The sequence below is a fragment of the Pseudomonas imrae genome, assembly GCF_046352735.2.
Lineage (GTDB): Bacteria > Pseudomonadota > Gammaproteobacteria > Pseudomonadales > Pseudomonadaceae > Aquipseudomonas > Aquipseudomonas imrae.
In genome coordinates, this window is sequence record NZ_CP110853.2 from 4756073 (window position 1) to 4772713 (window position 16641).

The following is a 16641-nucleotide window of genomic DNA, read 5'->3' on the forward strand; positions in this document are numbered from 1 at the left end:
GCCTCAACGACCCAGGGCAATCACCCGGCACAACCTGGCCACCGCTTCCACCATCTGCGCGCTGGGCCGTTCCAGCCCCTTATCCGGAATGATCAACAAGCGCCCTTGTGCCACCGCTGCGACCTGGGGCCAGGCGCTCCAGGCAGCCAACTGGTGGTGGTCAGCCGCCAGGATCACTTCGGGATTGCGCTGCAATACCGACTCGACACTGACCTGCGGCGCTGGCAGCTTGAGGTCATCGAATACATTGCGCGCCCCGCACACACTCAGCGCATCACTGATCACCTGTCCGCCACCCACGGTATACAGTGGCTGATTCCACACTTGGTAGAACACACGCAATGGCTCGGCGCGCTGATACTGCTGACGCAGCCCGGCGAGGCGCTGGCGCAACTGCGCGGCCAATTGTCGGCCAGTCTCGGCGCGCCCCAACTGCCGGGCGATGGCTTCGATCTGGCTGGCGAGTTGTTCCAGGTTATGGGGTTCGGCCACGTAGACCGGAATGTTCAGGCGCTGCAGTTGCTCGCGCTGCGCAGGCCCGACGCTGCCGGGCCACAGCAGTATCAGGTCGGGCTTGAGGCTGAGCAGTTGCTCCATGTCCAACTGCCCGTAACGCCCGACCGATTGCACGCCCGCCAGTACCGCCGGCCGTTCGCCTCCGTCGAGTACGCCCACCAGCAGATCGGCAGCGCCCAGTTCGACAACAATCTCAGATAATGAAGGAGCGAGGCTGACAACCCGCTCAACCGCCATCGCCGACGCGCTCGCGGCCAGCAACAGAACCGCCAGCCAGGTGCGCATCAACCCAACTGACGCGGAATGCGGTACAGGTAGAACAACACCAGGGTCGACAACGCCAGCAAGCACAGCGGCACCGCTTCCAGGCCGACAAACACTGCCAGCGCACCGATCCAGGCAGGAAGCGCCGCCACCAGCAAAGCCGCGCGGCGACGGGCGGCCAGAGTGATCCAGGCCGCGGACTCTTCGGCGGTGTCGAGGGCTTTTGCGGTGGCGATCAACGCGTGTTTATAGGGGTGAAAATAACGCAGGCTGGCAAACATCGAGGCGGTGCCCGCAATGAAAAACGGCATTGCCAACACCGGCAGCAAGGGTTCGGCCTTGCCAAACACCAGATTGATCACGAACAGCGGCAGCAGGGCCAACGCCAGATATTGCCACCAGTTGACCGACAAGCGCCGCTTGACCTGGCCGCGCGTCACGCCCGATCAGCCTCGCCCTGGTGCTCGTTACCCATCATGTGGTCGAGCTTGCTGGCCTTGGTCGCCAGATAGAGCTTGTTATGGGGGTTGTGGCCGGTGTGCAGCGGCACACGTTCGGCAACGGTGATGCCCATATCGGTCAGGGCCTTGACCTTGCGCGGGTTGTTGGTCATCAAGCGCAGGGACTGCACGCCCAGGTGTTCAAGCATGGGCAGGCAGATGGCGTAGTCACGCTGATCAGCGGCAAAGCCCAGACGCTCATTGGCTTCCACGGTATCGGCGCCACCGTCTTGCAGCTCGTAGGCACGAATCTTGTTCAGCAAACCAATGCCACGGCCTTCCTGTCGCAAATACAGCAATACGCCACGGCCTTCACGGGCGATGGCCTGCAAGGCGGCTTCCAGTTGCGAGCCACAGTCGCAGCGCTGGCTGAACAAGGCGTCACCGGTCAGGCACTCGGAGTGCAAACGTCCCAGGACCGGAGCGCCGTCAGCGATATCGCCCAGGCTGAGGACGACATGTTCGCGGCCGGTGGCCTCTTCAAGAAAGCCATGCATGGTGAACGTGGCAAAAGGGGTAGGCAGCTTGGAAGCGGCGACGAAAGCGACGGGCACCGTGTGCTCCTGATTTCAGATTTCACAGAGGCGGGCATTGTAACAGCACGTTCCTACAGACGCTTAAGCTGAATTATCGCTGATAAAGATCAATCGGTTCGATTGGCCTTTGTCTTGGATCTATGGGCGTCAGAATGGATACGGCTGCTGCCAGCGCTCGAAGATCGGCTTCAGCTTCCCGCTGTCGACCAGTGCCTCCATGCGCTCGTCATACAGGGCCATCAACGCCCGCCCCCGAGCATTGTCGGTAAACCCCAGGAACAACCGCAACTCAGCGACATGAGTGAGCGCGAATGTCGATCTGTCCGCAGCCTGGCCAAGGACGTATTGCGCTTCGGTCAAGGCATCGATGTAGAAATCCGCCCTGCCGTGCCGCAGCATCGGCAAAATCCCGGTACGACGCTCGATCTGATTGAAACGGTGAATATTGGGCAGGTATTTCTCGTACTTGTAACCGCGCACCCAGGCCAGACGATAACTGCCCAGTGTCGCCAGGGTCGGCGCCGGGTTGCTCGCCAGCCCCAGGGCGTAGATGTGGTCGGAATCATAATGCCAGCGCGGGTAAAGCACACCTTCGGCCTCATCACGGTAGGCACCGACCCAGGCGTCGACTTCGCCACGCCGGGCCAGGCCGACTGATCGGGTGTAGGTCATGGTGCGAATAACGATCTTGATCCCGACGGGCTCAAACACTTCGCGCAACACATCCCAGGCCAGTCCGCTGCCATCGGCATTGGTGTAGTCATTCCATGTTTCGCTGGCCAGTTGAATCTCGCCGGGCGCCACGGGGGCGTCGTCGGCCCGGACCGAAGCGGTCAATCCACATAGCAGGATCAACAACCAGTGACGAACAACCATAACCACGACCTCAGGTAAAACACGGCTGGGTGGATGTATCAAGGTGCCTCGTGAAAATGTTGGTAGCCCCGATTTGTCGGAGTGATGTCCTGCCCGGCGTGGTCTACCAGAACGACCCCCTGACCTTGCTCTACGCGCCCGATCACCTTTACCGGCCAGCCGCTGGCCAGCAACGGTGCCAACTCGACTGGGGGCAGCGTGAACAACAGTACATAGTCGTCACCACCGCTCAACGCCGCAGACTGTGCCTCCTGTTCGCCGAGAAACGCCAGCAACTGTGCAGACAAGGGTAGTCGTTGTTGCTCGATCACCAGGCGAACCACTGAAGCCTTGGCAATATGCCCGCTGTCGGCCAGCAGGCCATCGGAAATATCCATGGCTGAAGTGGCCTTGCCCCGCAAGGCCAGCCCCAAAGCCAATTGCGGTTGCGGCGACCAGTAATGGGCCAGCAGCAGCTCGGCAATGGCAGACGGCGCGGTGCGCTGGCTCAGTACCAGGGGCAAGGCGCCGGCAGCGTTGCCCAGATCACCGCCGACACACAGCACATCACCCGGTTGTGCGCCGCCGCGGGTCAAGGCCTGGCCACTCGGCACCCGACCGAACACCGTGAGAGTCAGGCTCAGCGGGCCCCGCGTGGTGTCACCGCCCACCAGGCCAATGCCACAGCGCTGGGCCATGGCGTTCAAACCCTGGGCATAGCGTTGCAGCCAATCGGCCGAGACCGTGGGCGTGGTGAGTGCAAGGGTAAAGGCAAGCGGGTTGGCGCCCATGGCCGCCAAATCGCTGACCGCCACAGCCAGCGAGCGCTGGCCAAGCAGGAAAGGATCGCAGGGGTCGGCAAAATGCACGCCGGCCACCAGGGTATCGGTGGAAACTGCCAGTTGCTCCCCAACCGGGAGCGCCAGCAAGGCGCAGTCGTCGCCAATCCCCAGCGCAATGCCTTCGCCGCCCTGCGCACAGGGCGCGGCGGCGAAGTACTTACGGATCAGCTCGAACTCGCCCATCGGGGACTCAAGCGCGAATCAGCGCTTGTACGCCTTCACTTCGGCTTCACGCAGGCGCGGGGCCAGCTTGTCGAGCACGCCGTTGACGAACTTGTGACCGTCGGTCGAACCATAGACTTTCGCCAGTTCGATGCCTTCGTTGATCACCACGCGGTACGGCACGTCAACGCGCTTGAGCAGTTCCCAGGTAGACAGGCGCATCACGCACAGTTCAACCGGGTCCAGCTCGTCGATGGTCAAGTCCAGGCATGGCGCCAGGGCCGTGTCGATCTCGGTCAGATGGGCATGCACACCGTGCAGGATGTCATGGAAGTACGGCAGGTCAGCGAAGGTGAAGTCATTATCGACGCGAAACTGCGCTTCGATTTCATTCAGCGAGGTACCCGCCAGGTGGCGCTGGTACAGGGCCTGGGTCGCCAACTGACGTGCAGCGCGACGCTTTTCCTGCTTGGAAGGTTTGCCGGCGTCTGCAGGACGTGGCTCGCGTGGGTTGAAACGATCGCTCTCGTCGCTAATCACTTGGCCTCCAACTGCGACAGCAGGCTGACCATTTCCAGGGCGGACAAGGCAGCTTCAGCGCCTTTGTTACCGGCCTTGGTGCCGGAGCGCTCGATCGCTTGTTCGATGGAGTCTACGGTCAGCACGCCAAAGGCCACGGGCACGCCGAACTCCATGGAAACCTGGGACAGGCCCTTGGTGCATTCGCCAGCCACGTATTCAAAGTGCGGGGTACCGCCACGAATGACCGCGCCCAGGGCGATGATCGCCGCGTATTCGCCTTGTTGGGCAACTTTCTGCGCAACCAGTGGAATTTCGAAGGCGCCAGGGGCACGGATAATCGTGATATCGCTTTCGCTCACACCGTGGCGAACCAGGGCGTCCACGGCACCGCTTACCAGGCTTTCAACCACGAAGCTGTTGAAGCGGCCAACCACCAGGGCGTAGCGGCCTTTGGGGGCGATGAAGGTACCTTCGATGGTCTTCAGGGTCATTCGACAAATCTCTTAAAGAGCCGGGACGCGTGTATGACGCGCCCCTTAGTGATATTTGAACCGCGAACAAGGGGCGAAAAACGCCGGGTTTTATTCGGAGGGCACGTATTCTACTACTTCCAGATCGAAACCGGATATCGCATTAAATTTCATCGGTGCGCTCATCAGGCGCATTTTGCGCACGCCCAGGTCCCGCAGGATCTGCGAACCGGCACCGACGATGCTGTAGGTGGTCGGTTTTTTCACCGGCACCTGGTCAGCGGTTTCGCGGATATGGGCCAGCAACACGTCACCATCGACCGGGTTGCCCAGCAGCAGCACCACACCACTTCCCGCCGCGGAAACCGCAGCCATCGCGGCGCGCAGGCTCCAACGCCCAGGCTGCTTGACCATCAGCAGGTCACGCAGCGGGTCCATGTTGTGCACGCGAACCAGGGTCGGTTCTTCGGCGCAGATATTGCCCAGGGTCAGGGCCATATGCACGTCGCCTTCCACCGAGTCACGGTAGGTCACCAGGTTGAACTGCCCCAGTTCGCTGTCCAGCGGCTGCTCGGCAATCCGCTGAACGGTACGTTCGTGGATCATCCGATAGTGAATCAGGTCGGCGATGGTGCCGATCTTGATGCCATGCTCAGCGGCAAACGCTTCAAGCTCGGTGCGACGGGCCATGGTGCCGTCGTCGTTCATCACTTCGCAGATCACCCCGCTCGGCTCGAACCCGGCCATGCGCGCCAGGTCGCACGCGGCTTCAGTGTGACCGGCGCGGGCCAGGGTGCCGCCCGGCTGGGCCATCAGCGGGAAGATATGGCCAGGGCTGACGATATCTTCGGCCTTGGCGTCCTTGGCGGCAGCTGCCTGCACGGTGCGGGCGCGGTCGGCGGCAGAGATACCGGTGGTTACGCCGGTGGTGGCTTCGATCGATACGGTGAACTTGGTGCCAAACCCCGAACCATTGCGTGGCGCCATCAACGGCAGCTTGAGCAGTTCGCAGCGCTCGCGGCTCATGGGCATGCAGATCAGGCCACGGGCGTGCTTGGCCATGAAGTTGATGTGTTCAGGCTGGCACAGCTCGGCGGCCATGATCAGGTCGCCCTCGTTTTCGCGGTCTTCGTCATCCATGAGGATGACCATCTTGCCTTGGCGGATGTCTTCAACCAGTTCTTCGATGCTATTGAGCGCCACGCGGCACCCCCTTGGTCAGGATTTCAGGTAGCCGTTAGCGGCCAGAAAACTTTCGGTAATGTTACCGGCTGCAGGCTCTGCGGCCTTTTCGCCCAGCAGAAGGCGCTCCAGGTAACGGGCAAGCAAGTCCACTTCCAGGTTCACCCGGCGACCTGGCTGATAAGACGCCATGATGGTTTCGCTCAGGGTGTGGGGAATGATGGTCAGTTCGAATTCGGCGCCATTGACGGCGTTCACGGTCAGGCTGGTGCCGTCGACGGTGATCGAGCCTTTGTGGGCGATGTACTTGGCCAGTTCTTTCGGCGCACGGATGCGGAATTCCACGGCGCGCGCGTTCTCGCTGCGCGCCACCACTTCGCCAACCCCGTCGACGTGACCACTGACCAGGTGCCCGCCCAGGCGGGTGGTCGGCGTCAGGGCTTTTTCCAGGTTGACCGGGCTGCCGGCCTTGAGGTCATTCATCGCCGTGCAGTCCAGGGTTTCGCGGCTGACATCGGCGGCGAAGCCGTTGCCCGGCAACTCGACGACGGTCAGGCACACGCCGCTGACGGCGATACTGTCGCCCAGCTTGACGTCGCCGAGGTCGAGCTTGCCGGTTTCAACCAGCAGGCGTACATCGCCGCCTTTGGGGGTCATGGCGCGGATGCTGCCGATGGATTCGATAATGCCGGTGAACATGCAGTCCTCCTGGGGGCTCGGCGCAGGCCGGGAATTATACGCCCGCTGATGGCATAGGAATGGCAGTGACTCGCCAGTCGTCGCCTACAGCGCGCATTTCAGTGATCTTGAGTTGGGGCCCGTCCGCGAGCTTCTCAAGCGGCCAGTCCAGCAAAGGCCGGGCAGCAGAGCCGAGGAACTTGCCCGCGACGAATATCACGTATTCGTCCACCAGGCCCTGCTGGGCCAGCGCACCCGCCAGGCTCGGGCCGGCTTCCACCAGCACTTCGTTGACGCCACGGCCCGCCAGGGCGACCAATGCCGAACGCAGATCCACTTGGCCTTCAATGCCCGGCACCACCAGGCATTCGGGGCCCGTGGGGTATTGATTGTCGGGCGTCACGCAGGTGATCACCAACGCCGGGCCGGCCTTGAAGAACGGCGCGTTGAGCGGTACCCGCAGGCGGCCGTCGATCAACACGCGCAGCGGTGACCGGGACATGGCCAGCGCGGTGGTCTCTTCATCCAATCCCAACTCGGCCGCGCGCACGGTCAAGCGCGCGCCATCGGCCAATACCGTGTCGGCACCGGTCAGCACCACGCTGGCCTGGGCGCGCAGACGTTGCACGTTGGCGCGTGCCGCCGGGCCGGTGATCCACTGGCTCTCACCGCTGGCCATGGCCGTGCGACCGTCCAGGCTCATCGCCAGCTTGACGCGCACAAACGGCAGACCGTGCTCCATACGTTTGATAAACCCCTGGTTGAGCGCGCGCGCATCGCTTTCGAGCACGCCACTGCGAACCACGATCCCGGCCTGGGCCAGGCGCTGCAGACCACGCCCGGCGACTTCCGGATTGGGGTCCTGCATCGCCGCCACCACGCGGCCAACACCGGCGTTGATCAAGGCATCGGCACACGGCGGTGTGTGGCCATGATGACTGCACGGCTCCAGCGTCACATAGGCGGTCGCGCCACGGGCAAGATTGCCGGCTGCGCGCAGGGCATGGACTTCGGCATGTGGTTCGCCGGTGCGAACGTGCCAGCCTTCACCGATTACCTGCCCGTCACGCACGATCACGCAACCTACCCGAGGGTTAGGATGAGTGGTGTACAGGCCCTTGCGCGCCAGTTCCAGGGCTCGCGCCATGTAGTGCGCGTCGAGGGTCGCTTGCTCAGCAGACAGTGAATTCATTCTTTGACCGGCTCACGGGCCAGGCGGTCGATCTCTTCGCGGAACTCGTTGAGGTCCTGGAAGCGTCGATACACCGAGGCAAAACGGATATAGGCGACTTCATCGAGCTTTTGCAGCTCGCTCATCACCAGTTCTCCAACCACCAGGGACTTGACCTCGCGCTCGCCGGTCGCACGCAGCTTGTGCTTGATATGCACCAGCGCTGCCTCCAGCCGCTCGACACTCACCGGGCGTTTTTCCAGGGCGCGCTGCATACCGGCGCGCAGTTTGTCTTCGTCGAAAGGCTGGCGGCTGCCGTCGGATTTAATCAGGCGCGGCAACACCAGTTCGGCGGTTTCGAAGGTGGTGAAACGTTCACCGCAGGCCAGGCATTCGCGCCGGCGACGTACCTGATCGCCCTCGGCGACCAGACGCGAGTCAATGACCTTGGTGTCGTTGGCACCGCAGAAGGGACAGTGCATGGTGGCAGGCAACAAAAAATGGGAGGGCCATGGTAGCGCATCCCCGTGGCAAGACAAGCCATAGCCTTTACGGTATATAGGCTGATCATTATGTTTGTTTATCTTTTGATCATGGATCTTTCCCGCTTTTGGAGCCGTACATGCCGCTACGACCGCTCGTTTTACTGACTGTTCTCAGCCTTCTGGTCGCCTGCAGCAGCGAAGCGCCAAAACCCGCCGCCCCTCAACCGACGCCCCAACAACAGAAAAAAATTCCCGGGCAGGAAGAACTCGGGCCGCTGCCGGCGCATCAGCGCGAAGTCAGTGGCACACTCAATGGCGTGCCGGCGGGCGCCGAAGTCGAGCTGGCGTTGCTGGTGATCGACGAACGCGACCGACCGCAACAACTGCTGGCCAGTAGCGTGTTGATCGGCAATAACAAGCCGTTGGCCTTCCGCCTGCGCTTCAACCCCCAGGCCTTTCCAACCGGCGGGCGCGTTGAACTGCGCGGTCGCGCCAGCCAGTCCGGGCAGTTGATCCTGCACTTGCCGGCCGTGCGTATCCAGCAGGCAATCACCCAGACCACCGGGCCATTGCAACTCGTCCGTGCGCCATGACGCCACCGCTGGACCTGCAACGTGCCTTGAGTGAGTTGATCGGCGACGCGCAACTGGTGGCCTGCCCGTTGCCTGATACCGAACTGTCATTATGGCTGCTGGACGCCGATAACATGGACCGCGCCTTCAGCCCCGAGGAAACCCGGCGAATTTTGCATGAGCCGCCCTACTGGAGCTTCTGCTGGGCCAGCGGCCTGGCGCTGGCGCGGTACCTGGCGGCCCATCCGGAGTGGGTAGCGGGCAAGCGGGTGCTGGATTTCGGTGCGGGCTCCGGGGTTGCCGCCATAGCCGCGGCTAAAGCCGGCGCTCTGGAAGTGGTGGCCTGTGACCTTGATCCCCTGGCGCTGGCCGCCTGCCGGGCGAACGCGCAGCTCAACGACGTGACGCTGGGTTACTCCGCCGACTTTTTTGCCGAAGCGGATCGCTTTGATCTGATCCTGGTCGCCGATGTGCTGTATGACCGGGCAAACCTGCCGCTGCTGGATCACTTCCTCACGCGCGGGCAACAAGCGTTGGTCGCCGATTCGCGGGTGCGGGATTTCCAGCACCCGGACTATCGGCGCCTGGGCATTCTTGACGCCTTGACCTTGCCGGACCTGGCCGAGCCCTGGGAGTTTCGCAAGGTGAGTCTGTATCATTCGCGACGCGCTTTCAGCCAGCTCCGCCAGCCCTTATAGTTGCCCCATTCCGCTTTCTTCGAGATGCCCCATGAGTGAGTCCACGCCGTACATCTTTGACGCCACGACTGCCACCTTCGACCAGGCGGTCATCGAAAACTCCTTCCACAAGCCGGTCCTGGTGGATTTCTGGGCCGAATGGTGCGCGCCGTGCAAGGCGCTGATGCCGTTGCTGGCACAGATTGCCGAGAGTTATCAGGGCGAACTGTTGCTGGCCAAGGTCGATTGCGAAGCCGAGCAGGACATTGTCGCGCGCTTTGGCATTCGCAGCCTGCCGACGGTAGTGCTGTTCAAGGATGGCCAGCCGGTGGACGGCTTTGCCGGTGCGCAACCGGAGTCGGCGGTACGGGCGATGCTGGAACCTCATGTGCAAATGCCACCACCTGCAGCAGCCGACCCGCTGGAACAGGCCCAGGCGCTGTTTACCGAAGGCCGCATCAGCGATGCCGAGGCTGTACTCGTGACCTTGCTCGGGGAAGACAATACCAACGCCGCCGCGCTGATTCTCTATGCACGTTGCCTGGCCGAGCGCGGTGAGCTGAGTGAAGCGCAAGCCGTACTCGATGCCGTCAAAAGCGACGATCACAAGGCCGCCCTGGCCGGCGCCAAGGCGCAGATCACTTTCCTGCGCCAGGCTGCCGACTTGCCGGACGCCGCCGACTTGAAAAGCCGCCTGGCGCAAGACCCGCAGGACGACGAAGCCGCTTATCAATTGACCATTCAGCAACTGGCGCGCCAGCAGTACGAGGCCGCGCTGGAAGGCTTGCTCAAGCTGTTCATCCGCAACCGCAGCTACAGCGAAGGCCTGCCCCACAAGACCTTGCTGCAAGTCTTCGAATTGCTCGGCAATGATCACCCGCTGGTCACGATATATCGCCGCAAGTTGTTTGCCGCGCTGTACTAAGCGCTATCCGACCCACTGATAAAGCGGCGTATCACCGCCGCTGGTCACTTTGACCTTCACGCTATGGCGCAGGCGCACCAACAAGCGCTTGCCCGCCGCAGCGCTGCCCGTCAACTGCTCCAGCTGATCGGACAATTGCAGCCCCGTGAGCTGTCCCGCCTTGCACAGCAAGTCCTGGGCGGCCTGCCACTGGTGGTTGTCCTGGCTGACCGGCGACGGCGCGGCTACAGGCTCAACGCTGGCCGGCGCGGCCGTTTGTAATTGCGTCCCCAGGCGTGCCCAATCTGCGTCGTCGAGCTCCAGGGTCAAGTCCACGGGCAGCTCGCCGATGGTTCCACGAATTCGCAACATTGCTCGTCCTCCAGGTTTTTTTCTGACGAACATGCTCCCACGCGCCTTGCGCAACGCCAAGCAGCCGGTCAAACTCTCGATACTTTTGTTATAAGATCACATAACATAACCTTCATTTCTATCATTGGAGTTTCGCTATGCGCCGCCTGTTGCTCGCCTTGCCGTTTGCCCTGTTGCCATTGGCCATCGCCCAGGCCGCTGACGAACATGACCATGATCACGACCATGAGCACGGCAGCCTCGGTGCCCACGAGCACGGCGTCGGCCGTCTTAATGCGGTGCTCGATGGCCAGACCCTGGAGCTGGAACTGGAAAGCCCGGCCATGAACCTTGTGGGGTTTGAGCACCAGGCCAGCACCGATGCCGACAAAGCCAAGGTCGCCGCCGCCCGTAAACAACTGGAACAACCGCTGGCGTTGTTCAGCCTGCCCCAGGCCGCCGGCTGTGTGATCAACGCCCAGAAGCTCAACAGCCCGTTGTTTGGCGACAAACCCGCTGCGGATCATGACGATCACGACCATGCCACCGATGGCAAAGGCGTTGCCGCCCACGATCATGATCACGACCACAGTGAAATCCACGCCCATTACCAGTTCACCTGCGCAACACCAGGCGCATTGAAAAACCTGGATCTGGCGAACATCTTCAAGACCTTCCCCGCCACCCAGAAAATTCAGGTACAACTGATCAGCCCGAACGGCCAGCAGGGTGTTGAAGCAACGGGCGCCGCTGCCACCCTCAAGTTCTGAGTTCACATGACCCAAGCACTGATCGAACTGTCCGACCTGGCTTTCAACTGGCCCGGTCACCCACAGTTGCTGGATATTCCGGCATTTCGCCTGGAACCGGGAGAAACCCTGTTCCTCAAGGGCCCCAGCGGCAGTGGCAAAACCACCTTGCTGGGGCTCCTGGGCGGTGTGCAGAAGCCCACCGCCGGCAGTATCCGCCTGCTGGGCCAAGAGCTGAGCGAGCTGTCGGCCGGTGCACGGGATCGTTTTCGCGTGGACCACACCGGCTACATTTTCCAGCAGTTCAACCTGCTGCCGTTTCTCTCGGTACGCGAGAACGTCGAACTACCGTGTCATTTCTCCAAGTTGCGTGCGCAACGGGCGATCCAGCGGCACGGCAGCGTCGATCAGGCCGCCGCGACCCTGCTGGCGCACCTGGGTCTGAAAAATCCGGACTTGCTGGAGCGCCGCGCCGACTCGCTGTCCATCGGCCAGCAACAACGTGTCGCCGCCGCCCGCGCGCTGATCGGCCAGCCGGAGCTGGTGATTGCCGACGAGCCCACCTCGGCCCTGGACTACGACGCGCGGGAAGCTTTCATTAAGCTACTGTTCGCCGAGTGCCGCGAAGCCGGAGCCAGCCTGTTGTTCGTCAGCCATGACCAGAGCCTGGCGCCACTGTTCGACCGCAACTTGTCGCTGGCCGAACTCAATCGCGCCGCCACACCGCTCGAGGTCTGAGATGTATTTGTTTCGTCTAGCCATGGCCAGCCTGGCTAACCGTCGTTTTACCGCGATCCTCACCGCGTTCGCCATCGCCCTCTCGGTCTGCCTGCTGCTGGCAGTAGAGCGTGTGCGTACCGAAGCCCGTGCCAGCTTCTCCAGCACCATCAGCGGTACCGACCTGATCGTCGGCGCCCGCTCAGGCTCGGTCAATCTGCTGTTGTATTCGGTGTTTCGCATCGGCAATGCCACCAACAATATTCGCTGGGACAGCTTCGAGCACTTCGCCGCCAACCCTCGGGTGAAATGGGCGATTCCGATTTCCCTCGGTGACTCCCATCGCGGTTATCGGGTAATGGGCACCAACCAATCCTACTTCGAACACTACCAATACGGGCGCAAGCAGAACCTGCAACTGGCCAGTGGCCGCGCCTTTGCCACCGATCCTTTCGAAGTGGTGCTCGGCGCCGAAGTGGCCGATGCGTTGCATTACAAACTCGGCGACAAACTGGTGCTGGCCCACGGCGTTGCGGTGGTGAGCCTGGTCAAGCACGACGACAAGCCCTTCACTGTCGTCGGCATTCTCCAGCGCACCGGCACTCCGGTGGATCGCACGCTGCATATCAGCCTGGGCGGCATGGAAGCGATTCATGTCGATTGGCATAACGGCGTCCCGGCCCAGGGCAAAGGCCGCATCAGTGCCGATCAGGCGCGCAATATGGACCTCGCGCCCCAGGCGATTACCGCGTTCATGCTGGGCTTGAACAACAAGATTTCGACCTTTGCCCTGCAGCGCGAGATCAACGAGTTTCGCGGCGAACCCATGCTGGCGATCCTGCCGGGCGTGGCCTTGCAAGAGCTGTGGAGCATGATGGGCACCGCCGAAAAAGCGCTGTTCGTGATTTCGTTGTTTGTCGTACTGACCGGTTTGATCGGCATGCTCACGGCAATCCTCACCAGCCTCAACGAGCGCCGCAGGGAGATGGCGATCCTGCGCTCGGTCGGCGCACGGCCCTGGCATATCGCGACCCTGCTGGTTTTCGAAGCCTTCGCCCTGGCACTGTCCGGCGTGGTGGCTGGCGTCGCGCTGTTGTATGTGTGCATCGCCGCATCCCGTGGGTACCTGCAGGCCAACTATGGCCTGGACTTGCCGCTTGCGCTGCCAAGCCAATATGAATGGACGCTGTTGGGCGCTATTCTCATCGCCGCCCTGCTGATGGGCAGCGTGCCGGCATGGCGCGCCTACCGACAATCCCTGGCCGATGGCCTGTCCGTGCGTTTATGAGGACGTTTTCGATGCGCCGCTTGCTGTTCGCCCTGTTAATGCTGGTGGCCCTGCCTACTTGGGCCGCAGAGCCGAGGGACCTGTCGTGGCAGGAAATGATCCCGCCGGACGCCGTACCCGAAATCCCCAACATGAAACCTCTGCATGACCTGTCGAACTTGGCTGATGCGCTGGCCGCCGAAGCCGCCCCCGCGGCCAAGCAGGATATGCCCAACGCGCCGGTGGTGCAGAAGCTCGACGGCCAGCATATTCGCTTGCCGGGCTACATCGTGCCGCTGGAAGTCAGCGAAGAAGGCCGCACCACGGAGTTTCTGCTGGTGCCGTATTTCGGCGCCTGTATCCACGTACCGCCGCCGCCGTCGAACCAGATCGTGCATGTCAAAAGCGAAATCGGCGTGAAACTTGAAGAGCTGTACCAGCCGTACTGGATCGAAGGCAAGATGCTGGTCAAGCCGTCCACCAGCGAACTGGCGGACGCCGGTTATCAGATGGACGCCGAGAAAATCTATGTCTACGAATTGCCGGAGTAAGCCGGCAATCGCCAATTTTCATTAGCCTGCTATTTCATTGAGCTGAGTCAAAAGCTCAAGCCCGGCGATCTTTACCATTGGACACAGCCAACTAAAAACGTCCTTTGGAGTCCCCCATGCACAAGTCACTGCTCAGCGCCTCCCTCTTCGCGCTTGCACTCAGCGCCCCACTCGCCCATGCCTTCGAAGCGGGCGACATTCTGGTTCGCGCTGGCGCAATCACCGTCAACCCGAAAGCCGACAGCGGCAGCGTCAAGGTTGACCAGGGCCCGCTGGCCGGTGCCAACCTGGGCGGCAAGGCGACCATGAGCAGCGACACCCAACTGGGCCTGAACTTTGCGTACATGCTCACCAACCACATTGGTATCGAACTGCTGGCGGCCACGCCGTTCGAGCATGACGTGAAGCTCAAGAACACCGCCCTGGGCGCCGCCAACGGCAAGCTCGGCTCCCTCAAGCACCTGCCGCCAACCTTGAGCGTCGTGTACTACCCGCTGGACAGCAAGTCAGCGTTCCAGCCGTATGTCGGTGCTGGTATCAACTACACCTGGATCTACGACGAACACGTCGGCAGCCGCGCCGAGCAAGCCGGTTTCAGCAATTTCAAGGCAGAAAACTCTTGGGGCTGGGCCGCGCAGATCGGTATGGACTACATGATCAACGACAAGTGGCTGATCAACGCCCAGGCGCGCTATATCGATATCAGCACCAAAGCCACCGTCGACAACAATGCCCTGGCCGCAGGCACTCGTGCCAAGGTCAATGTGGATGTTGATCCGATGGTTTACATGGTGGGTATTGGCTACAAGTTCTAAAGCCAGTCCCTTAAAAAGGCGCCTGGTTCAGGTAATGCCAGCCATTTAGGCAAACGCCTGTGGGAGCGGGCTGGCATTACCTGAACCAGCCGCCTTTTTTATTGGCCGTGGCGGTAGAAGCGGTCAAGCAACGCCGGTAAACCTGCGCGCCACGCCCGCGGCTTGATGCCAAAGGTGTGCAGGATCTTCTTGCAGGCCAACACCGCATGTTGCGGTTCATCCGCGGCGTCTGGCCGCGCGGCGTGCGCCTGAGGCGTTGGGGACTCGACCGCCAGCGCATGAAAATTGCGTGCTTCGGTGAGGATCGCCTGGCCGAGGGCCACCGGCGTCGTGGCCTCCTGGCCGGCGTAGTGGTAAGTACCCCACAAGGGCGCGGCGCAATCGAGCTGTTTGAGTACCGAAATAATCACCCGTGCCGCATCGTCCACTGGCGTTGGATTGCCCCGTCGATCATCGGCCAGCAGCAACTGCTCAAGTTTTTCGGCACGCGCCAGGAAACGTCCCAGCTTGCCGTCGACGCTGTCATCGAGCAACCAGCCAAAACGCAACAGTACGTGCTGCGGGCAGGTGGCGCGCACGCTCTGCTCGATCCGCCATAACGCCTGCCCACGCAGGCCCAACGGCACAGGTTCGTCCTTTTCGCTATAGGCCGTGGCGCGCGAGCCGTCGAACACCCGATAGCTGGAGGGCTGCAACAAGGTGATGTTGTGGTGCTGACACAGTTCGGCCAGCCGTTCGACGGCCATCTCCTGCCCGGCCAAGCGGGTCTCGTTGACCGCTTCCGCCTGGAACCAGTCGAAATAATAGGCGAGGTTGATCAAGGCGTCAGGACGGGTGTCGTCGAGCAACTGGGTAAGGCTGGCGGCATCCCAGCCGTCCTGGGGTGGGCGCGGGGCGAGGAAGCCGATGTCTTCCTCTGCACCGAGGCGAATCAGCGCCTGCCCAAGGGCATTCCCGCCACCCAGTAACATAAGGCGCATTCGCATAGATTGAGCAGGCCCGGTCTGTTTGGAACGATGGCTGTTATCGACAGGCTGATGAGCCGTGCCGTGGGTATTTTCCAGATCGTTGCATTTTGCGGGTTTGTAGCGCAACCGTCACTCATAAAGTGCCTTGTGGCGCGCCACCCTTCTCGGCCACTGGTGCCGCGCGCCTGTGGCCGACATTGAACATGACGATCACGCATATCAACGCCGGTAGGGTGTAGGGAATCAGGTACCCGAGCAGCGCCTAGAGCCGCTGCACGTCGTCGATGCTGGAGCTGATGGCCCCGAGCAGGCCCCTCTACTAATAATTCCGGCTTGGCCGGGGCCCCGGGCTCTGATGCGAGCTCGGCGGCTTGCAGGGCGCCATTTCCGCAGAACAGCAGCATGCCGAGCATGCAAAGCAGTCTTTAAGTTCAGCAACACTGCGTGGTCCTTTGCAAAGGGTCTGTAAGGAACTGACGGGGTTGGGCCGTGATCGTTCCCCACGTGCGCCTGGTCGCCGGAGCTGCTCTTTGGAGAGATACCGTCCGTAGGGCCGTCGAAACTTTCTTTAAAAAATCACAGTCCCCCTAAAACACTCGTCATGTCCCTCAGCACTCACAGGAGCAACCATGACCGCGATTCACATCGGCATTTGCGGCTGGCGCTACAAGCCCTGGCGGGGGGATTTCTATCCCGAGGGGCTGACTCAAAGGCACGAGTTGCAATTTGCCTCAGGGGCGGTCAACAGCATTGAGATCAACGGTTCGTTCTATGCACTGCAAACGCCGCAGCGCTATGCCCAGTGGTACGCCGACACCCATCAGGCCGCCCTTCTCGCGCAGCACATGCCCCGGGAGCGTAAAAATCGGGAGGTATTTTGCTATTTC

21 protein-coding genes and 1 pseudogene are annotated in these 16641 nt (G+C 61.8%); 9 read left to right on the forward strand and 13 right to left on the reverse strand.

The features are described 5' to 3' along the window. Nucleotides 1-3 precede the first annotated feature (3 nt). From OQ460_RS21615 to nrdR, 11 genes are all read right to left on the reverse strand, one after another. Nucleotides 4-801, reverse strand: a complete 798-nt coding sequence (locus tag OQ460_RS21615) for a cobalamin-binding protein (RefSeq protein WP_410019359.1) — start codon at nt 799-801, stop codon at nt 4-6. Beyond that, nucleotides 801-1220: an MFS transporter gene (locus OQ460_RS21620; protein WP_410019360.1), complete on the reverse strand. Its 420-nt coding sequence runs from the start codon at nt 1218-1220 to the stop codon at nt 801-803. Before OQ460_RS21620 ends, OQ460_RS21615 begins: the two co-directional genes overlap by 1 nt. After that, nucleotides 1217-1834 carry a GTP cyclohydrolase II gene (gene ribA, locus OQ460_RS21625; protein WP_410019361.1) on the reverse strand — a complete coding sequence of 206 codons (618 nt, stop codon included), beginning with the start codon at nt 1832-1834 and terminating at the stop codon, nt 1217-1219. Before ribA ends, OQ460_RS21620 begins: the two co-directional genes overlap by 4 nt. A gap of 129 nt (nt 1835-1963) precedes the next feature. Beyond that, entirely contained in the window at nt 1964-2692 is a 729-nt protein-coding gene (locus OQ460_RS21630) for a substrate-binding periplasmic protein (RefSeq protein WP_410019362.1), read from the reverse strand. A gap of 38 nt (nt 2693-2730) precedes the next feature. Beyond that, entirely contained in the window at nt 2731-3696 is a 966-nt protein-coding gene (gene thiL, locus OQ460_RS21635; protein ID WP_410019363.1) for a thiamine-phosphate kinase, read from the reverse strand. A gap of 18 nt (nt 3697-3714) precedes the next feature. Next, entirely contained in the window at nt 3715-4215 is a 501-nt protein-coding gene (gene nusB / locus OQ460_RS21640) for a transcription antitermination factor NusB (RefSeq protein ID WP_410019364.1), read from the reverse strand. Then, complete coding sequence (ribE, locus tag OQ460_RS21645) at nt 4212-4688, reverse strand: 6,7-dimethyl-8-ribityllumazine synthase (protein ID WP_048724761.1); 477 nt, start codon at nt 4686-4688, stop codon at nt 4212-4214. Before ribE ends, nusB begins: the two co-directional genes overlap by 4 nt. A 90-nt stretch (nt 4689-4778) precedes the next feature. Then, the gene (gene ribBA, locus OQ460_RS21650; RefSeq protein ID WP_410019365.1) at nt 4779-5870 is read right to left on the reverse strand and encodes a bifunctional 3,4-dihydroxy-2-butanone-4-phosphate synthase/GTP cyclohydrolase II; all 1092 of its coding nucleotides are present in this window, start codon (nt 5868-5870) and stop codon (nt 4779-4781) included. Between the two features lie 15 nt (nt 5871-5885). After that, a complete protein-coding gene (locus tag OQ460_RS21655) occupies nt 5886-6548 on the reverse strand; it encodes a riboflavin synthase (RefSeq protein ID WP_120734218.1) in 663 nt (220 codons plus the stop codon). A gap of 34 nt (nt 6549-6582) precedes the next feature. After that, complete coding sequence (gene ribD, locus OQ460_RS21660; RefSeq protein WP_410019366.1) at nt 6583-7719, reverse strand: bifunctional diaminohydroxyphosphoribosylaminopyrimidine deaminase/5-amino-6-(5-phosphoribosylamino)uracil reductase RibD; 1137 nt, start codon at nt 7717-7719, stop codon at nt 6583-6585. Next, a complete protein-coding gene (nrdR, locus tag OQ460_RS21665; protein WP_410019367.1) occupies nt 7716-8180 on the reverse strand; it encodes a transcriptional regulator NrdR in 465 nt (154 codons plus the stop codon). The genes ribD and nrdR overlap by 4 nt, the downstream gene beginning before the upstream one ends. Nucleotides 8181-8320: 140 nt before the next feature. Here nrdR and OQ460_RS21670 point away from each other — a divergent pair, with 140 nt between their 5' ends. The 3 genes from OQ460_RS21670 to trxA are packed head-to-tail and all read left to right on the forward strand — an operon-like array spanning nt 8321 to nt 10357. Then, nucleotides 8321-8776, forward strand: coding sequence for a YbaY family lipoprotein (locus OQ460_RS21670; RefSeq protein ID WP_410019368.1), 456 nt, complete (start codon nt 8321-8323; stop codon nt 8774-8776). Then, nucleotides 8773-9453 carry a class I SAM-dependent methyltransferase gene (locus tag OQ460_RS21675; RefSeq protein ID WP_410019369.1) on the forward strand — a complete coding sequence of 227 codons (681 nt, stop codon included), beginning with the start codon at nt 8773-8775 and terminating at the stop codon, nt 9451-9453. Before OQ460_RS21670 ends, OQ460_RS21675 begins: the two co-directional genes overlap by 4 nt. A 31-nt stretch (nt 9454-9484) precedes the next feature. After that, on the forward strand, nt 9485-10357 hold the full coding sequence (gene trxA, locus OQ460_RS21680) for a thioredoxin (RefSeq protein WP_410019370.1): 873 nt from the start codon (nt 9485-9487) through the stop codon (nt 10355-10357). Nucleotides 10358-10360: 3 nt separating this feature from the next. Here the strand turns inward: trxA and OQ460_RS21685 are convergent, their stop codons facing one another. After that, nucleotides 10361-10708, reverse strand: coding sequence for a hypothetical protein (locus OQ460_RS21685; protein ID WP_410019371.1), 348 nt, complete (start codon nt 10706-10708; stop codon nt 10361-10363). A gap of 137 nt (nt 10709-10845) precedes the next feature. On the opposite strand from OQ460_RS21685, the gene OQ460_RS21690 reads away from it, so the two are divergent. The 5 genes from OQ460_RS21690 to OQ460_RS21710 all read left to right on the forward strand — a co-directional run bounded on the left by OQ460_RS21690 (nt 10846) and on the right by OQ460_RS21710 (nt 14786). Beyond that, entirely contained in the window at nt 10846-11457 is a 612-nt protein-coding gene (locus OQ460_RS21690) for a DUF2796 domain-containing protein (protein ID WP_410019372.1), read from the forward strand. A 6-nt stretch (nt 11458-11463) separates the two neighbouring features. After that, nucleotides 11464-12174, forward strand: a complete 711-nt coding sequence (locus tag OQ460_RS21695) for an ABC transporter ATP-binding protein (RefSeq protein WP_410019373.1) — start codon at nt 11464-11466, stop codon at nt 12172-12174. Nucleotide 12175: 1 nt separating this feature from the next. After that, nucleotides 12176-13441 (forward strand): ABC transporter permease, encoded by a 1266-nt coding sequence (locus tag OQ460_RS21700; RefSeq protein ID WP_410019374.1) that lies wholly within the window; start codon nt 12176-12178, stop codon nt 13439-13441. 11 nt (nt 13442-13452) lie between these two features. Further along, nucleotides 13453-13971 carry a DUF3299 domain-containing protein gene (locus tag OQ460_RS21705; protein ID WP_410019375.1) on the forward strand — a complete coding sequence of 173 codons (519 nt, stop codon included), beginning with the start codon at nt 13453-13455 and terminating at the stop codon, nt 13969-13971. Between the two features lie 116 nt (nt 13972-14087). Further along, the gene (locus tag OQ460_RS21710) at nt 14088-14786 is read left to right on the forward strand and encodes an OmpW/AlkL family protein (protein ID WP_410019376.1); all 699 of its coding nucleotides are present in this window, start codon (nt 14088-14090) and stop codon (nt 14784-14786) included. A gap of 98 nt (nt 14787-14884) precedes the next feature. Here OQ460_RS21710 and OQ460_RS21715 read toward each other — a convergent pair whose 3' ends face one another. Further along, nucleotides 14885-15772: a sugar nucleotide-binding protein gene (locus OQ460_RS21715; protein ID WP_410019377.1), complete on the reverse strand. Its 888-nt coding sequence runs from the start codon at nt 15770-15772 to the stop codon at nt 14885-14887. 611 nt (nt 15773-16383) lie between these two features. Between OQ460_RS21715 and OQ460_RS21720 the strand changes: the two are divergent. Further along, a pseudogene (locus OQ460_RS21720) lies at nt 16384-16552 on the forward strand (DUF72 domain-containing protein); the annotation flags it as partial. Nucleotides 16553-16641: the final 89 nt, after the last annotated feature.